We start from the raw sequence: 20,876 nt of genomic DNA on the forward strand, positions 1-20,876 counted from the left end.
AATAAGCTGTAAATTTTGCCGCGACCAATACTGTGCCACTTACTCGCTACGCAGGGCGGTCACCGGGTTCTTCATGGCCGATCTCACCGATTGGAAACCGACCGTTATCGCCGTAATAGCCAGCGCAAGGACAGCCGCCGCAACAAATACCAGCGGGCTGATGGTGATCCGGTAATAATACCCCGCCAGCCATTGATGCAGGAAATAATACGCCACGGGCGCCGCTATTGCACAGCTGATACCCACCAGCAGGATAAAATCACCCGACAACAGCAACAGCACCTCGCTCACCGACGCCCCCAGCACCTTGCGGATGCCGATCTCCCGGGTACGCTGCTCGGCCGTATAGGCCGCCAGTCCGAAAAGCCCCAGACAGGAGATAAAGATCGCCAATGCGGCAAAGATCCCCGCCAGCCGCCCGACCAGCATCTCGGTGGCGAATTTCGACGCATAGTTTTCGTCGACGAAAGAATAGACAAAGGGAGAACCCGGGTCAAATTTCTCACTAACGGTCTTCAGCTTCGCCAATGCCATGGACGTGGATACCGTTGGCGTCAACCGCATCGTGTACTGCCAGGACCAGCTGGGCTGGAATAGGAACATGGAAGGTTCCGCCGCAGCAAAGGGATTCTGCGTCAGTGCGTCCTTGACCACGCCAACTATCCGCAGCCGGTGAGCGACGCCGTGGAACGAGCAGTTCAGGTATTGGCTCAGCGGCTGTTTCAACCGCATGCGCCGTACTGCCGTCTCGTTGATGATAGCGCTGCCCGAATCCGCGCCTTCATTGCCCTTAAAATTATCTCCCATAGTAAAGCCGATTCCCAGCGTCCGGAAATAGTCAGAATCGCCAACGGCATTCACCGTAAGTGACAGAGGTTCGTTCGGCAGCCGCCCCGGCCAGTTGTCGATCGTCAACTGTCCATTCGGGTCCGTCTGCAGGTACGCGGAGCGCGTCAGGTTGCTGACTACCCCTGACTCCATCACAGCCTGCTTGAAAGCCGCAAACGCGTCCGAATGAGCCCGCGATACGATCAGCCGGTTAGGGTCATACCCTTTCGGCCGGTTCTTGGCATATTGTATCTGCTGGTAGACGATGATGGTACTGATGATCAGGGCGATGCTGCATGTGAATTGCAACACCACCAATGCCTTCCTCGGCAGGGATGCCGCCTTCCCGATGCGCATCACCCCTTTCAGAACCTTTACAGGCTGGAAGGAGGAAAGATAGAAGGCCGGCCGGCTCCCCGCGACCAGCCCCGTCGCCAACACCAGCGACAGCAGGATCAGCCAGAAATATCCGCTTCCATACGGCACCCGAATAGCGTCCCCGGTGAGCGCATCGAACTCGGGGAGCACCGCCTGCACCAGGGCAATCGAAAGCAGAAAAGCCAGCACCGTCATCAGCAGCGACTCCACCAGGAACTGCAGGATCAGCTGCCCGCGCAGCGACCCCATCACTTTTCTTACCCCTACCTCCCTGGCCCGCCGCTCACTTCGCGCCGTCGACAGGTTCATGAAATTGATACACGCGATCAGCAACACCAGTATTCCTACGATGCTGAACATCCGTACATAGTCGATCAGCCCGCTTTGCGGCTGGCCGTCCTTGAAGCCCGTATACAGATGCCAGTCCTTCAGCGGAAAGAGCATGGCCTCGCGGTGGAAAGTCGTATAAGACTGCGGCGCATATTGCCTTACCAGCTGCCTGGCCTTGGCTTTCGCCCTCACCGCATCGGCCCCCGGCCGCAACGAGACATACAGCTGGAAGTAAGCGTCATTCCAATTGGTTGTCGCCGCCTTTATCCCGGGGTCCTGGGCAAAATCGCTGAAGGGCAGCAGGACGTCGAAATGAAAGCTGCTGTTTCGCGGCATGTCCCGCACTACGGCCGTCACCTTGAGTGGGGCGCTCCCGAAACGGACTGTCTTGTTCAGCGCATCCTCCTTCCCAAACAGGCTCCTGGCCATTGATTCGGTGATCACGACAGAAGGGCCTGGACCTTTCAGCGCTGTCGCAGGGTCACCTCCTGCCAGCGGAAGCGGGAATACCTGCAGGAATTCCTCCCCGGCGTAGAGTACATCACCATAGATGTGCTTGTCTTTCACGACCATCACATGCTGCCCGATATCGAAAGCCGGCGCCACGTGCGCAACCTCCGGGATATCCCTCTTCAGCGCGTCGCCAAGCGGCAGACAGACCTCGGCCTGGTTCCGGATAACCCCATTATCACTGTAGTTGAATCGCACCTGGTAGGACTGCTCATAGCCGGGTACAAAGCGGTCATAGGAAAGCTGGTAATATACCCAAAGCCCGATGAGTAACGCAACGGCCATTCCCGTCGCCAGCCCCAGTAAATTTAACAAGCTGTAAAGTCTGCCGCGGACAATATTGCGCCACGCGGTCTTGAGGTAGGTACTAAGCATACCAACAGGCCACTAAAAAAATGCCGGTTCTTAAAATCGTTAAAAATCAACCGATTGCGGTGGCATTCCAACCCCTCCATGTCCGCTATCGATACACCGGTTGTCCGCGGGCGAGAGCGCGCGATTTCACCAAATCGATCCCATCAACGCATTTTGATCATGTAAGGGCAATTTTTCGCAAAAAAACTGTGACATTTTCCATTCTCTTGCGAATTATGTATGGCAATGACAGATAAAATTCTTTTTACTGAACTTATAAAGGAAAATAAGGGAATTATTTTCAAGGTCTGCAATTCCTATTGCTCCAGTAAGGAGGATCGTGACGATCTGGCACAGGAGATCATTTATAACCTATGGAAATCCTTCGCCGCGTATAAGGCTAATTTCAAATTCTCTACATGGATGTATCGGATCGCCTTAAACGTCGCCATATCTTTTTACCGAAAGGAAAAGAACAAGCCTCATAGGACTATCTATTCTGAGAATCTACTCATATTCGAGGAGGATAGTACGCCAAACACAGAAGAGGAAAAGAATTTGCGCCTGCTGTTACAATTCATTGGACAACTAAAAGAAATTGACAAATCTATCATGCTTCTTTATCTGGGCGACAAAAGCTACAGGGATATCGCCGAGATCACGGGCATTACAGAGTCGAATGTTGCAACTAAGATCAGCCGTATCAAGGAGAAACTAAAAACAAATTTTTTAACCAATCAAAACAATTTTTATGGAACTAAATGAAATCAAGTCCTTGTGGGAAGTTTATGACAAGAAGTTGGAGGCGTCACTGAAATTAAATCAGCGTTTTATTGATTTGATCGTGGCCGAGAAGGTAAGATCAAGCCTTGCACCGCTATTTTGGCGGCGAATTGCCGAAGGAATCGTCCAACTGGCGTGTATGGCTTTTCTGGTCGTGTTTTTATGCAGAAACTTTTCCGAACCCGCTTATAGTGTCTCCGCCTTGTCGCTGATTGCATTCTATATGGTCGCTTTTATTAACAGCATAAGGCAACTCGTTATTATCAAACGCATGGACTATAGCAACGATATTGTAACCATACAAAGCGGTCTTGCAATGTTGCAGGCCCATAACCTGGATTACGCCCGAATGGTCGTTTTGTTTATCCCGGCATGTCTGGCCTTTCCAACCGTGGTTTTAAAGGCGATAAAAGATCTTCATATCGATTCTTTTGCAAACAAAGATATGATAACATTAACCGGAGGGCACTGGTGGACAGCGCAAGTAGCTGCAACACTTTCTTTAATTCCGCTGGGGCTATGGTGCTACAACCAATTATCCTATAAAAATTTACATAAAAAATGGGTGAGGAACTTTATTCAAAGATCCTCGGGTAAACGGGTAAGGAAAGCGGCTGAATTTATGAAGGAATTACATTCGTTGAAATTTGAGGCAATTTAAAGTTTATCCCTAATCAACGTATTTATAAAGTATTCATTTGTTTATTACGACTGATCGCAGCTTATACCTGAATCTTCACTCATTAAATATACTCTAATTCTACATGCCAGGAAGCCTGCCTTCCCGGGGCATGTTTATGCAGAATGCAGTAAGGCTGCTGCGCTTAAATTCACTAATTTCGGCGAAGCACTTATTGTATATAGTTAGTATTATTATCTAAACCAATACATATGAAAATTTCTTTACTTCGCGCAAGATATAGTGTAGCCATTATATCTTTCATTTTACTCTCTTCACTCAGTGCTTACAGTAACACTACTTCCGGTGACGCTGAATCCGGGTCCTGTCCAACTGTAACGGCCAGCAATACCGGGCCGTTGACCTGTAACATCACCACTGTCACACTGAACGCGTCGCCGGCCTCTGCAGGTGTCACCTACGTCTGGACAGGGACAGGGAATGTTGCCAATTTTAGCGCCACCGGCGCTTCGACAACCGTGACGCGCCCTGGTACGTATATCCTTACAGCGACCGACCCTACTACAGGATGTACTACAACTACTCTTACCACTGTGGTACAGACACTCACGGTGCCGACCGGAGTTACAGCCTCGCATGTAGGTGAAATCACCTGTTCTGGCAACACCGTCTTTTTGAACGGATCTTCTACCACTAATTTAGGAGTCACCTTTGCCTGGACAGGGCCGAACGGGTTCACGGCTACGGGTACATCAGCTACGGTCTACTATGCTGCTCCCGGTATATATACCGTCACGGCCACCTATACCCCAACCGGTTGTACTGCGAGCGCAAACACTACCGTGTCGCGGATCCTTACCGCACCAGGTGACGTTACGGCCACGACTTCGGGTTCGTTGACCTGTAATAACGCCAGCGTGACGCTCACAGGCTCCTCCAATAATTCGGGCGCTACTTACACCTGGGCGGGACCGGGCGGTTTCACCGCTTCTGGTTCATCCGTGACGGCTACGACAGCTGGAACGTATACGCTGACGGCGGCTAATTCCAGTTCTTCTTTTGGATGTACTGCTGCGGCTACTGTCACAGTGGTGCAGAGTACTACTGCCCCGGCAAACCTCGCGATATCCAGCAGCCCTGGCACCTTGCTGCTGACCTGTACCGACAGCAGCATTGCCTTCACTGCCAACTGTTCCGTAGCAGGAGCCAATTACGGCTGGGCGGGTCCCAATGGGTTCACGGCTACAGGTGCCAATACGTCCGTGTTGGCGCCGGGTACCTATACAGTAACGGCAACGGACCCAACCAATGGCTGCTCCTCTACCGCTGCGGCCATCGTAACGCAGGATACGGTGCATCCGGCGGCAATAACGACGAGCAGCGTCCCCGCCAATGCGGTACTGACCTGCAGCAATCCCAATGTCGTCCTCACCGGAAACTCTAACACATCGGGCGTCACCTATGCCTGGGCAGGGCCCAATAGTTTCGCTTCCACCGGGCAATCGGCTACAGTAACTGCGCCGGGAAGCTATGTCCTGACGGTTACCAAAACCAGCAACGGCTGTTCTTCTGTCATGGCTGCGAGTGCGGTGACGCAGAACATCGACCTCCCCATCGGGGTGACGGCGAATGTCTCGAATACGCTGTCGTGTTTCACGCCAAGCGTGACGATAACGGGTAATTCGTCCACCACGGGCGCCACGTATGCGTGGACGGGTCCGGGCAACTTCACCTCATCCGCCAGGTCGGCAACGGCAACGGTGGGCGGAGTGTTCAACCTCACCGTAACGAACCCTGCCAACGGTTGTACGGCAAGCAAGTCGCTCACGGTGGTGGCGGATACAGTTACGCCGAAAGGTGTAACGGCTACCAATTCGAATGAACTCACCTGTACGGTTACTACGGTAACGCTGACGGGCGCTTCGACGACGCCGAATGTAACCTACAGCTGGTCGGGCCCCAACGGGTTCTTCGATCCCGAACAGGTGTCTAACATGGCTACCGATTCCGGCACATACGTGCTGACGGTGAGCAGCTCGATCAACGGGTGTATCACCACAGCCACGACCACTGTAGCTGCAGATTTCACCGGCTGCTCCAGCGTGGCGCGGGTGTTGTCAACAGGAAGAGCAGCTGCCAATTTTGCGAAAAGTGGGCAGGATCCCGTTGCAGTGACACCGTTTACCTACAAAATATATCCCAACCCCGTGAGCACGGTGGCGTATATCGAGTTCAAGTCGCCTACGACGTCGCAGGTGAGTGCAGAGATCTTCAATTCACTGGGTGTGCGGGAACAGGTGTTGTTCCAGAATAGTGTGGAGGCGAACCAGTCCTACAAATTGACGATGGGTACCGGCGGACTTGCGGCGGGTATGCATTATTGTATCATCAGAGCAGATGGGAAAGTGTATACGAGTAAGATGCTGTTGATGCCTGGACACTAAGTGTAGTTTGACCAATAAGATTAGGCCGCCCCTGACGGGGCGGCCTATAACATTGAAATCCAATTAGATACAATTCCTGTTCCGGGCACAAGTCATCTCCGGAGGCCCGGAATAGATATAATTCCCATCCGCCAAATAAAGTGTACATTTGCAGCGTTATTTGAGTCTGCATCGGTATATATTAATTATCCAGTCATTTTTCTTCTGCTAGTTAGTCTCTGCTTCTTGCCTTCTCATTACATTTTATTTCTTTAATTATTGTGTTATGAACATCTATGTTGCCAATTTGAGCTTCGAACTGCGGGACGAAGATCTTAAAGAACTCTTCGTTTCTTTTGGAGAAGTCAGCTCTGCGAGAATTATTGTGGATAAGATGACGGATAGATCGCGTGGTTTTGGATTTGTGGAGATGACCGATGATGCAGCCGGCAGAAAGGCCATTGCAGAGCTGAATGGCGCTACGGTAGAAGGCCGGCCTCTAAAGGTCAACGAAGCCAACCCTAAGCCGGAAGGGAAGTTTAACAACCCCAGTGAAAGGAATTACAATAATTCCCAAAGTTACAATCAGACTATTTATTAATCTCTCCCGCATACAGAAAAACTTTCATTATGACCATTGAGCAGATAGAGCGCTTCATTGACAACGAGCAGGATTGCTTCTCCAAGGTCTTTCTCAAGGCGAGAACAGTAGAAGGTATATTTATCAAAGCTCCCGACTTTTTCGAATTGAAGAAAAAAAATTTCTGGCGTATCGTATCCGTAAACAGAATACAAGAATACCAGAATTCGAAGGATATAAACCTATCCCGCATCTTCAATGGCCAGGAATTCACTAAGCTCTCCTCAAAAGGTTAGATCCGAGGAATTGTCAATTCAATACGCATGAATATCAAGATCTCCAATATAAGCTTGAATACAACCGACTCGGAATTAAGAAAATTGTTCATTCAGTATGGCAATGTCGATTATGCAATAGTACATAGAAATTCATTGAATGGCCGATCCTTAAAGAGTGGAGAGGTTTGCATGCCCGTATCGACGGAGGCCAGGCAGGCTATAGTTTCCCTTGATAAAACGACCTTTGACGGAAAGATCATTTCTGTAAGCGAGCTGCCTTCGGTACTATACTGAGCCGATCAAAGGGGTGTCGCATGCAACATCAGTGATAGCCGTAGCATACTGCGTTGATGTTCATTCCGGCGCCTACCGAGGCAAAAAGTACCAGGTCGCCTTTTTTTAATTCGAATCCCGGCAATAATGATTTCCTCACAAGGTCGAATAATGTTGGGATAGTGGCGACCGAACTGTTGCCTAACCACTGAATGCACATAGGCATGATGGTTGCAGGCGGTTCGTCAATGCCGTATAAGCCGTAAAAGCTTTTTACTATCGCTTCATCCATTTTTTCGTTGGCCTGGTGAATAAATATGGCCTTCAGGTGTTCGATAGGATGACCGGCCTTATCCAGACAGTCTTTCATTGCCACGGGCACGTGCCGTAGTGCATATTCGTATACTTTACGGCCTTTCATTTTCAAATATTGCGTATGAGTGGCTTTTTTGGCACCCAGGGAATTTCCCATATAGATATAATCCGTTTCCTCTCCGCAGTCCGAACGAACACTCGCAGACAAAAGACCTGTCGTTTGATCGTTCACCTCTTCATAACTGAGCACGATAGCCCCGGCCCCATCTGAAAAGATCATGCTGTCGCGATCGTGCGGATCGAGGACGCGGGACAGGGTCTCGGCGCCGATGATCAATGCTGTTTTCGCCATTCCTGCCTTGAAAAAAGCGTCGGCATGTATCATTCCCTGGAGCCAGCCAGGACAGCCAAATACCAGGTCGTAAGGCACACATGAAGGATTGGATATCCCCAGTTGCCTTTTTACCCTCGATGCCAGCGATGGAACCAGATCAGGGGATGACACACCCTTTTTCATGTCGCCAAAGTTGTGGGCTACGATAACCTGGTCCAGTGACTCCTTGTCGATGCCACTGTCGGAAATGGCCTTTGCGGCTGCTTTTGCGGCTAAATGGGAAGCTGAAAGTTCTTCCGGGGCGTAGCGCCGCTCGAGGATACCGGTGATCTTAGCGAATTTTTTTATGATCCTGGCCGGTGTGTTCTCTTCCGGGGCGCTGTTTTGCGAATGAAACTCGTGCGATAGAAAATCGCTGTTGCATATGATATTTTCAGGGATACACGCGCCGGAGCCAATGATTATTGAACGATGCATATTTATAAACGTTAATAGAATAGAGCGGTATGTGATTTGCTTTATCTATCTTTAACTATAATATTTTACATGATTAACAAAGTTACGGGCATCGAGCTATTGAAAAGCAACTTCGAACAAGTCGAAGAAAAGTTTATCGATTTTTTCAAAAAAGGGCCGGCACGCTGGCCATCTGAGCAACACGATTACCTTAGAAATCATTACCAAAGCCTTGCACAGTTTCTACCGGAATCAATTTCCTGGGACCACCTTAAAGTGAACGGCCTGCCGGATGATGTCCTCCGGGAAACGCATGCCGCTTTCGATGCATTCAAACGGAACGAAGAGTACAAACCAATTTAGTAACAACCGAAATTCAAAAAGCCCCCGGAACTTCGTTTCAGAGGCTTTAATGCTGCGGTCCTTGCCGGTTTATTGGGGGCTACCAACGGTTGCCCCTATCGCGCTGGAACGAGCCGCTGTCCGATTTCGGCTTGGCTTTGGAGACGGATATCGTTCTTCCGTCTGCCTGAGTTCCATCGAGTTCCCTCATTGCTTTTTCGGCTGCCTCATCGGCCATTTCCACGAATGCAAATCCTCGCGACCTTCCTGTCTCTCTATCGGTAATCACTTTTACAGAAGTCACTTCACCATATTTGCTGAACATAGACTTTAATTCTCCGTCTGTCACTCCGAAACCCAAATTTGATACATACATATTCATAAAAACAAATTTAACAGATTAAAACAAGTCTTCCATTGGGAAGACAGCGATATCAGCATCAGAAAGCCTGTCCCGGCCTTTTGGCAATGTCCACGGCCTGCAAGCCTGACGGTCCCATTTCAAGCCGGTAATTCACCACGTCACCTTCCCTGACGGGATAAGTCGTCCGCCGGCTATGGAATGGGATCGTTGTAACGTCGCTTTGAAGAATACGCCCCATACCGCTGAACTTTTCAAAATACTCGATCTTTCCTACTTTCAGCGGATCTTCAGCCTGATTCCTTTCCCGCGCGTCGCTATGCGTATCTTCTGATTTGAATTTTGCCATATTTTTCTTGTTTAAACAAGCCGTGTATGCTGATACATCCAACGATCCGGGCGATCTGAGGAAAGCAAAAAGTAATAACGACTAAAGTGCGGAGCAGGATAATTGCCGTTACTGGATGCGAGGCTCAAAATAGCAGAGCGAAGATAGACCTTTATTTCCGTAATAGCTGATAATTCTGTAAAACAGCTATTTTACCGCGGGCAGTCAAATATTAGGTAAATACCTTTTTTTTGGTTAACTTACCTAAATCCTTTCACATGGCTTCCTTATAAGTTTCTAAACTCCCTTGCAATGCAAATACGTATTGGCAATTTGAACGTGATGACTACGCAGAAGCAGCTTGCCGAGCTTTTCTTTCCTTTTGGAAAAGTGACCTCGTCAAAGATAGAAAGTTCCGATCCGAAGGGACGTTCAAGAAGGATAGGGTTTATAGAAATGAATAATTTATGTGGAAAAGAGGCTATCCGAAAGTTGCACCTGCTGCTCTTCATGAATTCCTACATCGAGGTAGACGAAGTGTTCAGCTAAACATCTTACACCGCCCCTGCATTCCTCACGCGGAATTCCCGCCAGTTCCAGTACCCCAGGAATCGCACGATCGTATTCAGGGTATTGGTACGGGGCAGACTTTCATACCGCACCTTTCCCCAAATTCGCTTCAGGGTGACATGGCTCAGCGCGATTCCTGTCTTATCGAAGATCATCTCGCTTAGCTCCAGAAAATCCTGGTTGCTCCAAAGATCGCTGTCGCCCCACCCTGTCTTTTCCTCGTACAGCCGCTTAACCTGCTGAATCAACCCTTGGTCCATAGCTCAATTTTTTAACAACATCTTCCTCACAAAATCCTTCTCCGCCTGAAAAGAAGTAAGTGATAGTGCCTTATTCAAATAAAAATCACTCTTGTCACATTCCCCTTCCAACAAATACAATTTTCCCAACGTAGCATGCAATAAATAATACTGTTCAAGAAAAGTCTTACGCAAGTCCTCCAGCACGTCAAAGGCAGAAAGCTTTTGGCCATCATAGTAAAGTGCAATGGCATAGTTGAGCGAGATAAAGGGATTGGGGTTGCCGTGCAATAACTTCGTGTATAACTGAGTGATGGTCGCCCAATCGGTATCCGCAAAACTTTTTGCATGGCTATGGAGGTAGGCAATCGCCGCTTCGTAATGGTAGGAAGAAATTTCCCCCGGGATTTGCGATTGGTTGAAATAATAATGGCCAAGGGCGATCAAGTCGCTGTCCCACAATGCCCTATCCTGCTCCTCGAGATCCAGTAGTTCTCCCGACACAGTAAGTCGCGCACCCAGTCTCGCTGCATTGAACAAAAGCAAAGAATATAATGCAGCCGTTTCCGCATTGCAAATGTGATTGTCCAGTAAAGATTTTGTCATGATCAGGCTTTCTTCGCACAGGTCCTCCCGGATGATCTCCTTTCCGCTTCCTGCCCGGTAACCTTCATTGAATATCAAATAAATGATCTTATGTACAATAGGCAATCTTGTTTTCAATTGCTGGGGCGTAGGTTCTTTCAGAAATATGTTTTCCATCCTGATGAGGCTTTTCGCCCGCGACAGGACCTTGTCGATACCGTCAACCGTCATGCCCAACGCCTTGGCCAGCGATTCCCCCCGAAGGTTAGCCACATATTTTAAGGTGATTAACACCTGCATTTTCGAGGACAGGCGGGGGTGCGCGCAGGCAAACAGTAAGTACATTTTGCGATCATCGAAGATATCCTCGTTCGGCTCCGCACCCTCGTCAATCGCATCATCTTCTCCGAAAGGGTTTTTAAATGATTTATTCCTTTTAAGGAAATTGAGGGCATTGTTTCTGCTGACTTTATACACCCATCCTGCAGGATTATCCGGGATGCCTGTAAGTTCCCATGTGGATAGCGCCGAATAAAAAGCATCCTGTACCACGTCTTCGGCCGTTTCAAGGTTCAAATCCCTTGAAAACTGAAGCATGGCTTGTACCATCCTCCCAAAATGGGATTTGTACAATTTGTCAACTGCCTGTTGTTCTTCCTTCATTGCCTAATTCCCTTATATCTTTCACGCCCATGAGGGGACGGACTTCAATGGCCATATCCCCGCTTTGAACAAAGCTGCAGGTTTGCGCCAGAGATGTAGCATCCTGCAAATCGGTTGCCTCCATAAACATAATGCCGCTTATGCCTTCCTTCGCCTCAATGAACGGCCCGTCGGAAAGCACCTGGCTTTTGTTTACGTAGCACCCGCTGATCCGTAATGCATCGCCGGATATATAATTGCCCTTTTCAACCAGGGACTTCACCCATTTATCCATTTCACGAATGGCATTATACCGCTCTTCTTCGTTCCACTGCTTGAGCTTGCTTAGGTCCTCCCGGATAATGAATAGGAATTTTTCCATAATGTTTTGATTTACTTTGCATTAGTGGGATAGCCCGCCCCCGAGCCACCGAAAAAGCATTCAATGGATTTTATTTTTCCATTGCTGAAGGTATAATATTCAGTGTTGCGGATAACCTTGTTGTCGGTGGTAGTGCCAGTATAGAGGGCGAATGCATGGTCACCCTCCTGGACAATGGCAATGAAATCGAACTTTTTAATGAATTTCGACTGCGGCCAGCACCGCTGTTTGTACACGTCAAGGGGGATGTGGTCATCGGGGGCGGGACTCGTGAACGTAAACCCGTCCGCAAGCTGGCTGGAAGTGATGCTCCAATCTTTCTTTTCGTACCCCAAAAAGTAAGTCTTGATAATTTTTTCAGCATTTTGGGCTTTGCAGGCGACAGTCAGGCCACAAAGCATGAAGGCCAGAAACATCGATTTCATAAGCAATTTTATACTAAGACAACCGGGAACCGATTTTCCGTACAAAATGGTCAATTATTTTTTAGCAGCGACTCAACCCGCTGTAACCGCGCCTCCTGCTATGTAGAGCGCAATATTTCTTTAAATTCGTGCATAAAGCATAGCCTTATGCCAGAGCAATGGAATAACTTTTTTGTAATGGTTGGTGGCGGCGCGGCGGCACTTGCAGGTCTGATTTTCGTCGCGATGTCGATCAATCACGAGATCATTATCCGAAACACGACACACAAAAACCGGGCAATCAACATGCTGACGGGCTTCACTGCAATTTTCATGGCAAGCAGTTTTGGGCTTATTGGGAATCAATATCTTAGAATGCTCGGCTTTGAGTGGCTTGTTCTCTGGCTCATAGCAACCGTCATCTTCATCAGGGGCTATGTTGTAGCTATCAGATCGGGTATGAGTTCTATTGGACTGAAAATGCCGCGACTTGCAGGCGGCACAATATGTTACCTCGCTGAGGTTATAAGCGCAATTTTCCTTGTTCTCGGATATAGCTCAGGGCTTTACATCGCAGCTATCGCAATCATTGTTTTATTCGCCTTCCTCATTTCGGGAGCATGGCTCCTTATGATCGGCATCTACGAAGACCGGGCCAGGTGATGGCACCGGGACAAAAAGGAACCATCAAAAACCGTTTTGATCATTTATATTTTGCAGGAGCAAAACGAAAGTGTGCTCATCTACGCGTCCGCTTTTTTGAGAAAAGAACTTATTTAGCCGGGAGGATTCCGATGGGAGGGCCTTTTTGATCGCACGTACAGTTAAATTCAATTTTTTGAAAGTACTATCGCCGGGATAAATAATATAGTATTCATAAGAATCGGTATATCGGTCAAATCTCCTGCCCGTACCAAGATACCCTTCATCTCTGTAATCTGCCACAATGAATTTTGTAATTAATCGCTTGTATAAGGAGTAGCCCTTCTCCGATTTAACCAGCGACAGCAGAAAATGAGCCTGGCTGATCAAGGGAACCCGTTCAAAGCAGTAAATGGTGTTGCTGTCCACGAGGTAAAAACTACTGATCGAATCATGTGGATAGAACCAAGTTTTACTAACCCCATCGGTAGCGAAAAGCCGCTCATTCATCTTGTCATAATTGAAAAAAAGGCCATGCCCCTGTTCCGGCAATCGTTTATGATTTGTCAGCTCAAGCATCCCCCGAAGCCAGCCCAAGGCCAAATAAGGGCTTCCCTTGGCAGAATCTTTAGCGAAAAATATGGGCAAAATGCCTAAGTGATGGTTGGGATTAGAACCGATATTGTCGAGTTCGGTATATTGAGCATGCAGAACGGTAAAACATGCCAGCAACCCTATCACGATACAGATGATCCTCATGAAAAGAAAGTTACTAAAAATTTTGTTATTTTGCCTAATACGTATGGATCAACTTATCCTCACCAGGTCACAAGCGAGAAAGATCATCCTCCACGCGGCAGGGTTGTCCCGACCGGCGCAATTTGGAAAGGGTCGCGAGGGGGTCTACAAACTCATCGACCACCTTGGTTTTATCCAGCTCGATACGAATTATACCGTTGAGCGCGCACATCATCATGCCATCGCATCACGCGTACCGGACTACAAAACCGAATGGCTTGACGAACTGCAGGCGGATGGAAGGGTTTTTGAATTCTTCACCTCCGACTCGGGATACATGCCCATGCACGACTTCCGCTTTTCACTGCCCGTGAAGCAAGGCTTTTTAACCAGCAGAAAACCCCTGACACAGGCCGAGAGCAATCTCATGACCCGGGTTCTGGACAGGATTGCACGCGAAGGACCGCTGATGGTAAAGGATTTTGAAAACGATCGCCTGGAAGCAAGTGCAGGCTGGTGGGATTGGCGGCCGTCAAAGGTGGCGCTCGAGCGGCTGTACCTGGACGGAAGACTGATGACCACGCGAACAAAAGATTTCCAGAAAGTATACGATCTGCCAAAAAATCTGGTTCCGGATGATATCGATACGACAATGCCGACGCCGGAGGAATTTGCCAGGCATGTTATCCGGCGCGGATTGAGATCCCTGGGTATCGCCTACGTAAAAGAAATGGCGTGGCGCGCCCGGTACGCAAAGGGCCACTTGGTAAGAACCGAAGTGGAAAAGCTGGTAGAAGAAGGCGAGGTTTGCAAAGTTGCGATCGAGGGTCTTAAAACCGCCCCCCTCTACATGTTACCAGGCTATAAGAAAAAAAAGATCGAATTGTCCGATGACGCCTTTATTCTTTCACCGTTCGACACACTGAATGTCTTCCGGCATCGGTTAAGGGATTTTTTTGATTTCGACTACCAGATAGAGTGTTTTGTCCCCGAACCAAAGCGGAAATATGGCTATTTCTCATTGCCCGTATTGGTCGGTGACACGTTTGTCGCCAGGATGGATTCAAAGGCCGATCGAAAACAAAAGGTGCTAGTGGTCCACAATCTTCACTTCGAGCAGGTGAAAGGGAAAAATGATGCGATCGGCAAGATCACTGATGCCATAAAAGCATTTGCCGGATTCAATCAGTGCCGGGATATTATCATTAAAAAATCAAATAACAAGCAGCATCTCAACGCTATAAAGAATGCACTCTAAACTCCAGACCTATCTGCCCCTGGCCGTCCTCTTTTTACATTCTTTCATGAGCTGTTCCGGACAACAAGGAAACAGTAAAAAGGAAGAAATGGATAGCTTGATCAACCGGGAACTAAGAAATCAGGACAACGCCAAAACAGGGAACAAGCACCCCATGATACAGGTGATCACAGATCCAAAAGAGGTTGCCCGCCTGCGACAGGAGATCGAAGAAAAGATACATATCCAAAAAATAGCCGAACTCGAAGCGAAAAAAAAGAAGAGCCTGGCGGAAGCGTATAAAAGCGGCGACAAAACCGTGGTCCCGGCCATAGTAGAGATATTAAAGGGAAATGACAAACGCAAGAAGGGGCAATTGCTGGCCGGACTCTGCAAAAAATATGATGATCCTGAAGATTATTCCATAAAAGAGCAGCGTATCATCGATCTTATTTTGAAAGCGGTGGATGATCCCGTTTTTGAAAAAGAGGCCGTACAATTGGCAGGGATAAATGCCTTGCCGGGATATGAAGAGAAGTTCGAAGCCAGGCTGCTTTCCGGCAAATCCACCGATGCGGGGAGGATATTCTTTTGGCTCGGAAAGCAGGCCAAAAGTCATAAAGCGCTGGATTACGTCGCGATGCGGGTGAGGGAAAACAGTGTGACGCCGGAAGAATTGGATGGCCTCATCGCCGGGTTGGAAGGGTTCGGCGAGAAAGGCAGCCCCGAAGTAAGAAAAGCCGTAGCCGATATCGCCCTGGCAATCTACCGGAAAAAGCTGATATCGGACGAGAGGATCGAGGACTTAAAAAACTCGGCGATGACAAGCGATGCTGCCGAGGGCTTGCTGGCATGCCTTTTCGATTACGGAGACCAACAGGTTATCCCCATCGCGAAGGACATCTTAAACCGGCATATCCGTGTTGTTGGTCCTGTTAAAGCGTTGATCCGGCTGGAGGGTCCCCGGGACATCGAAATGGTCTACCAATACCTCAAAAGCGAAAATGATTTCTATACCGGGCTTGACCTTGTTGAAAGCATCGACAGGAAATATGTGGATGATAAAATGCTGAAAGCAGTATTGGTAGAGTTCGCCAAAAGAAACGACACGGCTGATCACGCCATTCAACGGATGGTCAGGAGTTTTGTCGATCTGAAGGCCGACGATCTTCTGAAGAACAGTTCGGCCATAATATCGAATGCGGATGTGGCCAGCCGGTTAAAGAAATATTATGAGCTGAGCCATTTTTCATCCGACCAGGTTATAGCCGATCTGGTCCGCAAAGAGCTCATCGGGAAAGCGCCTGACCCTACCAGCCTCCGTAAAGCAAGGGAGGACGCTTCCAACGATCCGGAGCAGTTTATCTTGGCGATATTGGAATCACAAAACCTGTACGTGAATTTCGACGCTGAAACTGATTTTGTACCCGTGGATTATGACAAGCTGTTGCAGCGCTTTGCCGAAAAGTGCGAAGGAAAATTAAAGGACATGACGGTGTGGATGGACGACGGATCAGATAAAGGCGGAGAAAACTTCAACTATGTCATAACCGTAGTCTACAAAGGCCAGGCATTCATAGCAAAACCCCAGGATGTGGGCGACTGGTATGATATCATGACAGTCAACGCCCTGTTGGATCATTTAATGGAAAGATCCGGTTCCCCAAAACGATTCAATTCTATCGAAACAGGGGATCAGACCGTCCAGTACGTCTTTGGCGTCCCGGCAGCCGTACAGGAAATTTTTAAGAAATATAAGATTTGACTTAAACTAATTAAAATTTGGCTTTTAAAAATTAAAAAAATATTATATTTTTATGGATATCCAATAAATATGAAAAACGACGCACGGGTTGTCGTGTATCTCCTTCTTATCGTTTTCCATTATTGCAACGCCCATGGACAGACCGTCTCGGGCACAGTCAATTCCTATTACCAGGTCACGGCGGTGAATACAGCCACCAATACGGTGACAGTGAGCAATGCTGCGGGACTCACCGCGGGCCAACGGGTGTTTCTTTACCAGGCAAAAGGTGCGGTTATCACTTCTACCAATACCTCCGGATATGGGGACATCACCACGCTCAACAATGCCGGGGGCTACGAACTCAATACCATCTGTTCGATCAGCGGAAACCAGGTCTGGCTGGTAAATACCATGGTCCACACTTATGACCCTACAGGACAGGTGCAGCTGGTCACCGTCCCCTCCTCTCCTTCCCTAACGGTCTCCGGCACGGTCACCGGCGCATCCTGGAATCCGGCCACCGGTACAGGAGGCATCGTCGCGCTGGAGGCTACCGGCACCATCAACCTGAATGCAGGTATCAACGTCAGCGGCCAGGGATTCCAGGGAGGCGCCCTGGTAAACTATGCTATTCCCCCTTACAACTGCGACTGGACTGTCACCGTGAGCGACTATTACTTTGGCTTGACGGCTTCCGGCTATTACAACGGCGGTAAGAAGGGCGAGGGGATTGCTGCCTATATCGTCAATGAGGAATATGGCCGCGGAAAGCTGGCCAATGGCGGTGGGGGCGGTGATAATGGCAATTCGGGCGGGGCTGGCGGCGGCAACTATGGCGTGGGTGGCGCGGGTGGACAACGCACAGGTGAATCCTTCTTCGACTGCCATGCCCAATACCCTGGCATCGGCGGCGCTGCCCTTTCCGCCTTGGGCTATAGCACCGCGGCCAACCGCATATTCTTTGGCGGTGGCGGCGGCAGCGGACAGGAGAACAACGGGGTGGGAGAACCCGGGGCGAATGGTGGCGGGATCATCTTTTTATCAGCCCCAACCATCGTAGGCGGTGGAGGGCAATTGCTGGCCTATGGCCTTCGACCCACCAACCCAACCAACACCGATCCCCTCCAGGCGGAAGGAGACGGCGGCGGAGGCGGAGGTGCTGGGGGAACCATCGTATTGAATGCCGCTACCATCACAGGATCGATCACAGCGCAAGCCTATGGGGGCCGCGGTTCGGACGCCAGCAACCTGGTGAATGACTGTACAGGCCCGGGAGGGGGTGGCGGTGGCGGGATCATCTGGGCGGCAGGAGGTGTTTTTCCCGCCGCCGTAAGCGCGACGGTAACAGGAGGAGCCAATGGCGTCGTCAGTTCGGGCAATAGCAAGCTCTCCTGCCAGGGAGCGTCCAACGGCGCCACCAGCGGAGCAGCGGGTCTGAGTCAAAGTGGCTATACACTCCCCGTTTCCGCCGGACCGGTATGTACGATCCTCGCATCCCCGGCCTTGCAATATCTCAACGCCAGTCGCGGGGACCAGGACGTCATCCTCACCTGGGGGCTCTCTTCATCGGCAGCAGCCACCGATATCCGCAGCTTTATCATCCAGCGATCGACTGACCTGGCCCACTTTGACTCCCTGGCGACCCTTCCATGCTCGCAGGCGGTGATAGACTATCAATATACCGATGCTGCAGTCAACATCGATGGAGCCGTGGCCTACCGGCTGGCGTGGAAGGATGACGCAGGAGATTGGTCGTATTCCCGCATCGTCGCCGTCCCCGGCATGCCAGGCCCGGATGCCGCGTCTATCCGTCTCTATCCCAATCCGGCCACAGACCACCTGACCATGACCGTTATTTCCAATTCAGGAGGAGATGCGGCTATCACGGTCTCCAATGCGCTGGGCCAATCCCTGTTAATCAAGCCGGTTACGCTTCACAGAGGCTTGAACACCATATCGGTCGCCCTCAATACACTGGCCCCGGCCACCTATTTCCTCGTCCTGGAATCGGCAGGAAGGCGCCTGGTGAAGCCTTTTCTAAAGAGGAATGAATAACGCACCAGCCATTAAAGTAACGTTCGTCGGGCAAATCGTCCCTTCGTCGGGTAGAAATGAATGTTGGACGAAAAGATTCTTTTCTGCGAGCTGTTTTTATCACCTTTGTATCAGCAGCAAAAGAAAATCCAAGTCCAGCAAAACCCAATCGTCCAATTCCGAAGCAATTATCCAAGACCCTTGAAAAAACCAGGCAACTTCCAAATCCAATAAAACCGAGAGAATCCAAACCCTAAGAAGCCTTCAGAACCCAAACCCTAAAGATCAACGTCCAGTCCAGGAAAACCAAGTTGATGATTCCCTGACAAAAGATCTTTGCCGCCCTGCTCACACAGGGCGGCTTTTTTTTTGCCCTACCCTTCCTTTGGATAAACAAATCCGGTTTCCTGCTCCACCATCTTTATCGGGCGGACCTCGATCCTTGCCGTCGACGTATAGACAAATTCCGGGTTGCCTTTTGCAATGGCGATGGCCTCATCGAGATCTTTGGCAACAATATGGTAGTAGCCGACAATCACTTCCTTTGTTTCGTTAAAAGGCCCATCTTTCCAGCTTCCCTTCGACCCTGAAATGATCTTTCCCTCTCTTACAAGCGGCTGCGCACCCTTGAGCTTTCCCTGCTTCATCAGGTCGTTGATGTAGACCATGCAGTCCTTGAGAAAACGCTGCGACTCTTCCGCAGAAAGTTGGGATTTGCTGTCCATTTGATTGTGGATCAGCAACATAAATTCTTTTTCCATTTTTGTATTTTTATTGTTTGGTTATATAGACAAACAGGAGTTCCGGCAGGGGACACGGTCTCAGCTTATTTTTTCCGTACAGGAAAGAAGCTTTCTTCTTAACAGATCGGTTTCCTTTTCCAGGGTCGAAAAGGATATCGCTTTTTCCAGGCAGTCCGCAGCGGCTGAAAAACGGTTCAGCTGCATGTAGAGATCGGCCCGGGTGGAGTAAAACAGGTGATATGACGAGAGGGTTGGATCCTCCTTCAGCGGCTCTAATGCCTGCAACGCCATTTCCGGGCCATCCACCTTCGAAAGCGCGATGGCCCTGTTCAACAGGACAACCGGGGAATGCTCTATCGTAATGAGGTTGTCGTAAAGCATAAGGATGCTCTTCCAGTCGGTGGAGGCATAGTCCGGAGCCACATTGTGCTGCGCAGAGATGGCCGCGAGCAACTGGTAAACGGAGAGGTGACCATCACGGGTCGACCGGTGTAAATACTCAATGCCTTTTGCGATGAAGGAATTATCCCAAAGCGACCGGTTCTGCTCTGCCATGGTCAATAGCCGGCCTTCCGCATCCTGTCTTGCCTTGAATCTCGAAGCGTTGCAATACATCAAAGCGAGCAGTGCGCAGACATCCGACTTATCCCGGATGGCGGGATGCTGTTCCATCATTCCCGCCAGCCTTATCGCTTCCACACAAAGGTCACAACGGATGATATCGTCTCCTTCGGAAGCACTGTATCCTTCATTGAACAACAGATAGATCGTTTCCAGCACCGTGCCCGTCCGCCGGTCTAATTCCAGTCCCGCCGGTACATCAAAGGCGATGCAGGCTTCCCTGATATGCTGTTTTGCTCTTGTCAGGCGCTTTTTTATATTCTCTTCCGTAGTGAGGAACGATCTGGCGATCTCGGGTACACTAAATCCGCAAAGCGTCTTTAGCGCAAGCGCAACCTGGGAATCTTTGGAAAGCGCGGGGTGGCAGCAGGTGAAGATCATGCGCAGCTGGTCGTCCAGTATCTCCTGTTCGGAAAAGAAAGATTCCAGGAGAGATTCGCTGGACGAATCGGATGATAGGTCATGCCTGGCCCCGGACACATATTTTCGTTGGTACTTCTGTCGTTGCAGGATGTTAAGCGCCTTATTGCGGGCCACCCGGAAAAGCCAGCCGGATGGGTTTGCGGGGATGCCCCTGTACTGCCATTGGCCGAGCGCCTCCGCAAGGGAATCCTGCACCACATCCTCGGCCAGATCGATATTGTCAACCCCAAAGATGCGCGTCAGGACGGCTACCAGTTTCCCGGACTCGTGCCGGAAAAGATGGTCCACGAGCTGGTGTATGGTTGGCTGGTCCACCGCGCCAAATATAAGACAGTTATTCCCGAAATTTCTGTATT

General features: G+C 49.6%; 23 protein-coding genes. 12 read left to right on the forward strand and 11 right to left on the reverse strand.

Features of this window, described 5'->3' with window-relative positions; translation table 11 throughout:
- Window positions 1-39: 39 nt before the first annotated feature.
- Window positions 40-2,361 carry an ABC transporter permease gene (locus IEY39_RS03535; protein WP_229688751.1) on the reverse strand — a complete coding sequence of 774 codons (2,322 nt, stop codon included), beginning with the start codon at window positions 2,359-2,361 and terminating at the stop codon, window positions 40-42.
- A gap of 279 nt (window positions 2,362-2,640) precedes the next feature.
- On the opposite strand from IEY39_RS03535, the gene IEY39_RS03540 reads away from it, so the two are divergent.
- From IEY39_RS03540 to IEY39_RS03565, 6 genes are all read left to right on the forward strand, one after another.
- Window positions 2,641-3,165, forward strand: coding sequence for an RNA polymerase sigma factor (locus IEY39_RS03540; RefSeq protein WP_188928586.1), 525 nt, complete (start codon window positions 2,641-2,643; stop codon window positions 3,163-3,165).
- Complete coding sequence (locus tag IEY39_RS03545; RefSeq protein WP_188928588.1) at window positions 3,152-3,844, forward strand: hypothetical protein; 693 nt, start codon at window positions 3,152-3,154, stop codon at window positions 3,842-3,844. The genes IEY39_RS03540 and IEY39_RS03545 overlap by 14 nt, the downstream gene beginning before the upstream one ends.
- Window positions 3,845-4,074: 230 nt before the next feature.
- Window positions 4,075-6,267 carry a T9SS type A sorting domain-containing protein gene (locus IEY39_RS03550; RefSeq protein WP_188928590.1) on the forward strand — a complete coding sequence of 731 codons (2,193 nt, stop codon included), beginning with the start codon at window positions 4,075-4,077 and terminating at the stop codon, window positions 6,265-6,267.
- Between the two features lie 265 nt (window positions 6,268-6,532).
- Window positions 6,533-6,847, forward strand: coding sequence for an RNA-binding regulator (gene rbp, locus IEY39_RS03555; protein ID WP_188928592.1), 315 nt, complete (start codon window positions 6,533-6,535; stop codon window positions 6,845-6,847).
- Window positions 6,848-6,876: 29 nt separating this feature from the next.
- Window positions 6,877-7,122, forward strand: coding sequence for a short-chain dehydrogenase (locus tag IEY39_RS03560; RefSeq protein WP_188928594.1), 246 nt, complete (start codon window positions 6,877-6,879; stop codon window positions 7,120-7,122).
- A gap of 27 nt (window positions 7,123-7,149) precedes the next feature.
- Window positions 7,150-7,398 (forward strand): RNA recognition motif domain-containing protein, encoded by a 249-nt coding sequence (locus IEY39_RS03565; RefSeq protein WP_188928596.1) that lies wholly within the window; start codon window positions 7,150-7,152, stop codon window positions 7,396-7,398.
- Window positions 7,399-7,426: 28 nt separating this feature from the next.
- On the opposite strand, the gene IEY39_RS03570 is transcribed toward IEY39_RS03565, so the two are convergent.
- A complete protein-coding gene (locus tag IEY39_RS03570; RefSeq protein WP_188928598.1) occupies window positions 7,427-8,503 on the reverse strand; it encodes a 3-oxoacyl-ACP synthase III family protein in 1,077 nt (358 codons plus the stop codon).
- 69 nt (window positions 8,504-8,572) lie between these two features.
- Between IEY39_RS03570 and IEY39_RS03575 the strand changes: the two genes are divergently transcribed.
- Complete coding sequence (locus IEY39_RS03575) at window positions 8,573-8,845, forward strand: hypothetical protein (protein ID WP_188928599.1); 273 nt, start codon at window positions 8,573-8,575, stop codon at window positions 8,843-8,845.
- Between the two features lie 79 nt (window positions 8,846-8,924).
- On the opposite strand, the gene rbp (IEY39_RS03580) is transcribed toward IEY39_RS03575, so the two are convergent.
- Window positions 8,925-9,206 (reverse strand): RNA-binding regulator, encoded by a 282-nt coding sequence (gene rbp, locus IEY39_RS03580; RefSeq protein WP_188928601.1) that lies wholly within the window; start codon window positions 9,204-9,206, stop codon window positions 8,925-8,927.
- A 58-nt stretch (window positions 9,207-9,264) separates the two neighbouring features.
- Complete coding sequence (locus tag IEY39_RS03585) at window positions 9,265-9,534, reverse strand: hypothetical protein (RefSeq protein ID WP_188928603.1); 270 nt, start codon at window positions 9,532-9,534, stop codon at window positions 9,265-9,267.
- A 291-nt stretch (window positions 9,535-9,825) separates the two neighbouring features.
- Between IEY39_RS03585 and IEY39_RS03590 the strand changes: the two genes are divergently transcribed.
- The gene (locus IEY39_RS03590; protein ID WP_188928605.1) at window positions 9,826-10,062 is read left to right on the forward strand and encodes an RNA recognition motif domain-containing protein; all 237 of its coding nucleotides are present in this window, start codon (window positions 9,826-9,828) and stop codon (window positions 10,060-10,062) included.
- Window positions 10,063-10,067: 5 nt separating this feature from the next.
- On the opposite strand, the gene IEY39_RS03595 is transcribed toward IEY39_RS03590, so the two are convergent.
- The 4 genes from IEY39_RS03595 to IEY39_RS03610 are packed head-to-tail and all read right to left on the reverse strand — an operon-like array spanning window position 10,068 to window position 12,356.
- Window positions 10,068-10,343, reverse strand: coding sequence for a hypothetical protein (locus IEY39_RS03595; protein ID WP_188928607.1), 276 nt, complete (start codon window positions 10,341-10,343; stop codon window positions 10,068-10,070).
- Window positions 10,344-10,346: 3 nt separating this feature from the next.
- Window positions 10,347-11,570: an RNA polymerase sigma factor gene (locus IEY39_RS03600; RefSeq protein WP_308423203.1), complete on the reverse strand. Its 1,224-nt coding sequence runs from the start codon at window positions 11,568-11,570 to the stop codon at window positions 10,347-10,349.
- Window positions 11,545-11,931, reverse strand: a complete 387-nt coding sequence (locus IEY39_RS03605) for a YciI family protein (RefSeq protein WP_188928611.1) — start codon at window positions 11,929-11,931, stop codon at window positions 11,545-11,547. The genes IEY39_RS03600 and IEY39_RS03605 overlap by 26 nt, the downstream gene beginning before the upstream one ends.
- Before the next feature lie 11 nt (window positions 11,932-11,942).
- The gene (locus tag IEY39_RS03610; protein WP_188928613.1) at window positions 11,943-12,356 is read right to left on the reverse strand and encodes a nuclear transport factor 2 family protein; all 414 of its coding nucleotides are present in this window, start codon (window positions 12,354-12,356) and stop codon (window positions 11,943-11,945) included.
- A 147-nt stretch (window positions 12,357-12,503) separates the two neighbouring features.
- On the opposite strand from IEY39_RS03610, the gene IEY39_RS03615 reads away from it, so the two are divergent.
- The gene (locus IEY39_RS03615) at window positions 12,504-12,998 is read left to right on the forward strand and encodes a hypothetical protein (RefSeq protein WP_188928615.1); all 495 of its coding nucleotides are present in this window, start codon (window positions 12,504-12,506) and stop codon (window positions 12,996-12,998) included.
- Between the two features lie 24 nt (window positions 12,999-13,022).
- On the opposite strand, the gene IEY39_RS03620 is transcribed toward IEY39_RS03615, so the two are convergent.
- On the reverse strand, window positions 13,023-13,736 hold the full coding sequence (locus tag IEY39_RS03620; protein WP_188928617.1) for a hypothetical protein: 714 nt from the start codon (window positions 13,734-13,736) through the stop codon (window positions 13,023-13,025).
- A gap of 43 nt (window positions 13,737-13,779) precedes the next feature.
- Between IEY39_RS03620 and IEY39_RS03625 the strand changes: the two genes are divergently transcribed.
- From IEY39_RS03625 to IEY39_RS30045, 3 genes are all read left to right on the forward strand, one after another.
- Window positions 13,780-14,973, forward strand: coding sequence for a winged helix-turn-helix domain-containing protein (locus IEY39_RS03625; RefSeq protein ID WP_188928619.1), 1,194 nt, complete (start codon window positions 13,780-13,782; stop codon window positions 14,971-14,973).
- On the forward strand, window positions 14,963-16,717 hold the full coding sequence (locus tag IEY39_RS03630) for a hypothetical protein (protein WP_188928621.1): 1,755 nt from the start codon (window positions 14,963-14,965) through the stop codon (window positions 16,715-16,717). The genes IEY39_RS03625 and IEY39_RS03630 overlap by 11 nt, the downstream gene beginning before the upstream one ends.
- 69 nt (window positions 16,718-16,786) lie before the next feature.
- Complete coding sequence (locus tag IEY39_RS30045; protein WP_188928623.1) at window positions 16,787-18,754, forward strand: T9SS type A sorting domain-containing protein; 1,968 nt, start codon at window positions 16,787-16,789, stop codon at window positions 18,752-18,754.
- A gap of 353 nt (window positions 18,755-19,107) precedes the next feature.
- On the opposite strand, the gene IEY39_RS03640 is transcribed toward IEY39_RS30045, so the two are convergent.
- Together IEY39_RS03640 and IEY39_RS03645 are read right to left on the reverse strand one after the other, a co-directional pair.
- Complete coding sequence (locus IEY39_RS03640) at window positions 19,108-19,494, reverse strand: YciI family protein (RefSeq protein WP_188928624.1); 387 nt, start codon at window positions 19,492-19,494, stop codon at window positions 19,108-19,110.
- A 60-nt stretch (window positions 19,495-19,554) separates the two neighbouring features.
- Entirely contained in the window at window positions 19,555-20,835 is a 1,281-nt protein-coding gene (locus IEY39_RS03645; protein WP_188928626.1) for an RNA polymerase sigma factor, read from the reverse strand.
- Between the last annotated feature and the right edge of the window lie 41 nt (window positions 20,836-20,876).

It is taken from the genome of Puia dinghuensis, assembly GCF_014642875.1.
GTDB classification, from domain to species: domain Bacteria; phylum Bacteroidota; class Bacteroidia; order Chitinophagales; family Chitinophagaceae; genus Puia; species Puia dinghuensis.

Excerpts from the sequence above, each read along its gene's own strand:
- IEY39_RS03540 (WP_188928586.1), top strand. The coding sequence starts at position 2,641 with ATGGCAATGACAGATAAAATTCTTTTTACTGAACTTATAAAGGAAAAT.
- IEY39_RS03545 (WP_188928588.1), top strand. The coding sequence starts at position 3,152 with ATGGAACTAAATGAAATCAAGTCCTTGTGGGAAGTTTATGACAAGAAG.
- IEY39_RS03550 (WP_188928590.1), top strand. The coding sequence starts at position 4,075 with ATGAAAATTTCTTTACTTCGCGCAAGATATAGTGTAGCCATTATATCT.
- rbp (WP_188928592.1), top strand. The coding sequence starts at position 6,533 with ATGAACATCTATGTTGCCAATTTGAGCTTCGAACTGCGGGACGAAGAT.
- IEY39_RS03560 (WP_188928594.1), top strand. The coding sequence starts at position 6,877 with ATGACCATTGAGCAGATAGAGCGCTTCATTGACAACGAGCAGGATTGC.
- IEY39_RS03565 (WP_188928596.1), top strand. The coding sequence starts at position 7,150 with ATGAATATCAAGATCTCCAATATAAGCTTGAATACAACCGACTCGGAA.
- IEY39_RS03570 (WP_188928598.1), bottom strand. The coding sequence starts at position 8,503 with ATGCATCGTTCAATAATCATTGGCTCCGGCGCGTGTATCCCTGAAAAT.
- IEY39_RS03575 (WP_188928599.1), top strand. The coding sequence starts at position 8,573 with ATGATTAACAAAGTTACGGGCATCGAGCTATTGAAAAGCAACTTCGAA.
- rbp (WP_188928601.1), bottom strand. The coding sequence starts at position 9,206 with ATGAATATGTATGTATCAAATTTGGGTTTCGGAGTGACAGACGGAGAA.
- IEY39_RS03585 (WP_188928603.1), bottom strand. The coding sequence starts at position 9,534 with ATGGCAAAATTCAAATCAGAAGATACGCATAGCGACGCGCGGGAAAGG.
- IEY39_RS03590 (WP_188928605.1), top strand. The coding sequence starts at position 9,826 with ATGCAAATACGTATTGGCAATTTGAACGTGATGACTACGCAGAAGCAG.
- IEY39_RS03595 (WP_188928607.1), bottom strand. The coding sequence starts at position 10,343 with ATGGACCAAGGGTTGATTCAGCAGGTTAAGCGGCTGTACGAGGAAAAG.
- IEY39_RS03600 (WP_308423203.1), bottom strand. The coding sequence starts at position 11,570 with ATGAAGGAAGAACAACAGGCAGTTGACAAATTGTACAAATCCCATTTT.
- IEY39_RS03605 (WP_188928611.1), bottom strand. The coding sequence starts at position 11,931 with ATGGAAAAATTCCTATTCATTATCCGGGAGGACCTAAGCAAGCTCAAG.
- IEY39_RS03610 (WP_188928613.1), bottom strand. The coding sequence starts at position 12,356 with ATGAAATCGATGTTTCTGGCCTTCATGCTTTGTGGCCTGACTGTCGCC.
- IEY39_RS03615 (WP_188928615.1), top strand. The coding sequence starts at position 12,504 with ATGCCAGAGCAATGGAATAACTTTTTTGTAATGGTTGGTGGCGGCGCG.
- IEY39_RS03620 (WP_188928617.1), bottom strand. The coding sequence starts at position 13,736 with ATGAGGATCATCTGTATCGTGATAGGGTTGCTGGCATGTTTTACCGTT.
- IEY39_RS03625 (WP_188928619.1), top strand. The coding sequence starts at position 13,780 with ATGGATCAACTTATCCTCACCAGGTCACAAGCGAGAAAGATCATCCTC.
- IEY39_RS03630 (WP_188928621.1), top strand. The coding sequence starts at position 14,963 with ATGCACTCTAAACTCCAGACCTATCTGCCCCTGGCCGTCCTCTTTTTA.
- IEY39_RS30045 (WP_188928623.1), top strand. The coding sequence starts at position 16,787 with ATGAAAAACGACGCACGGGTTGTCGTGTATCTCCTTCTTATCGTTTTC.
- IEY39_RS03640 (WP_188928624.1), bottom strand. The coding sequence starts at position 19,494 with ATGGAAAAAGAATTTATGTTGCTGATCCACAATCAAATGGACAGCAAA.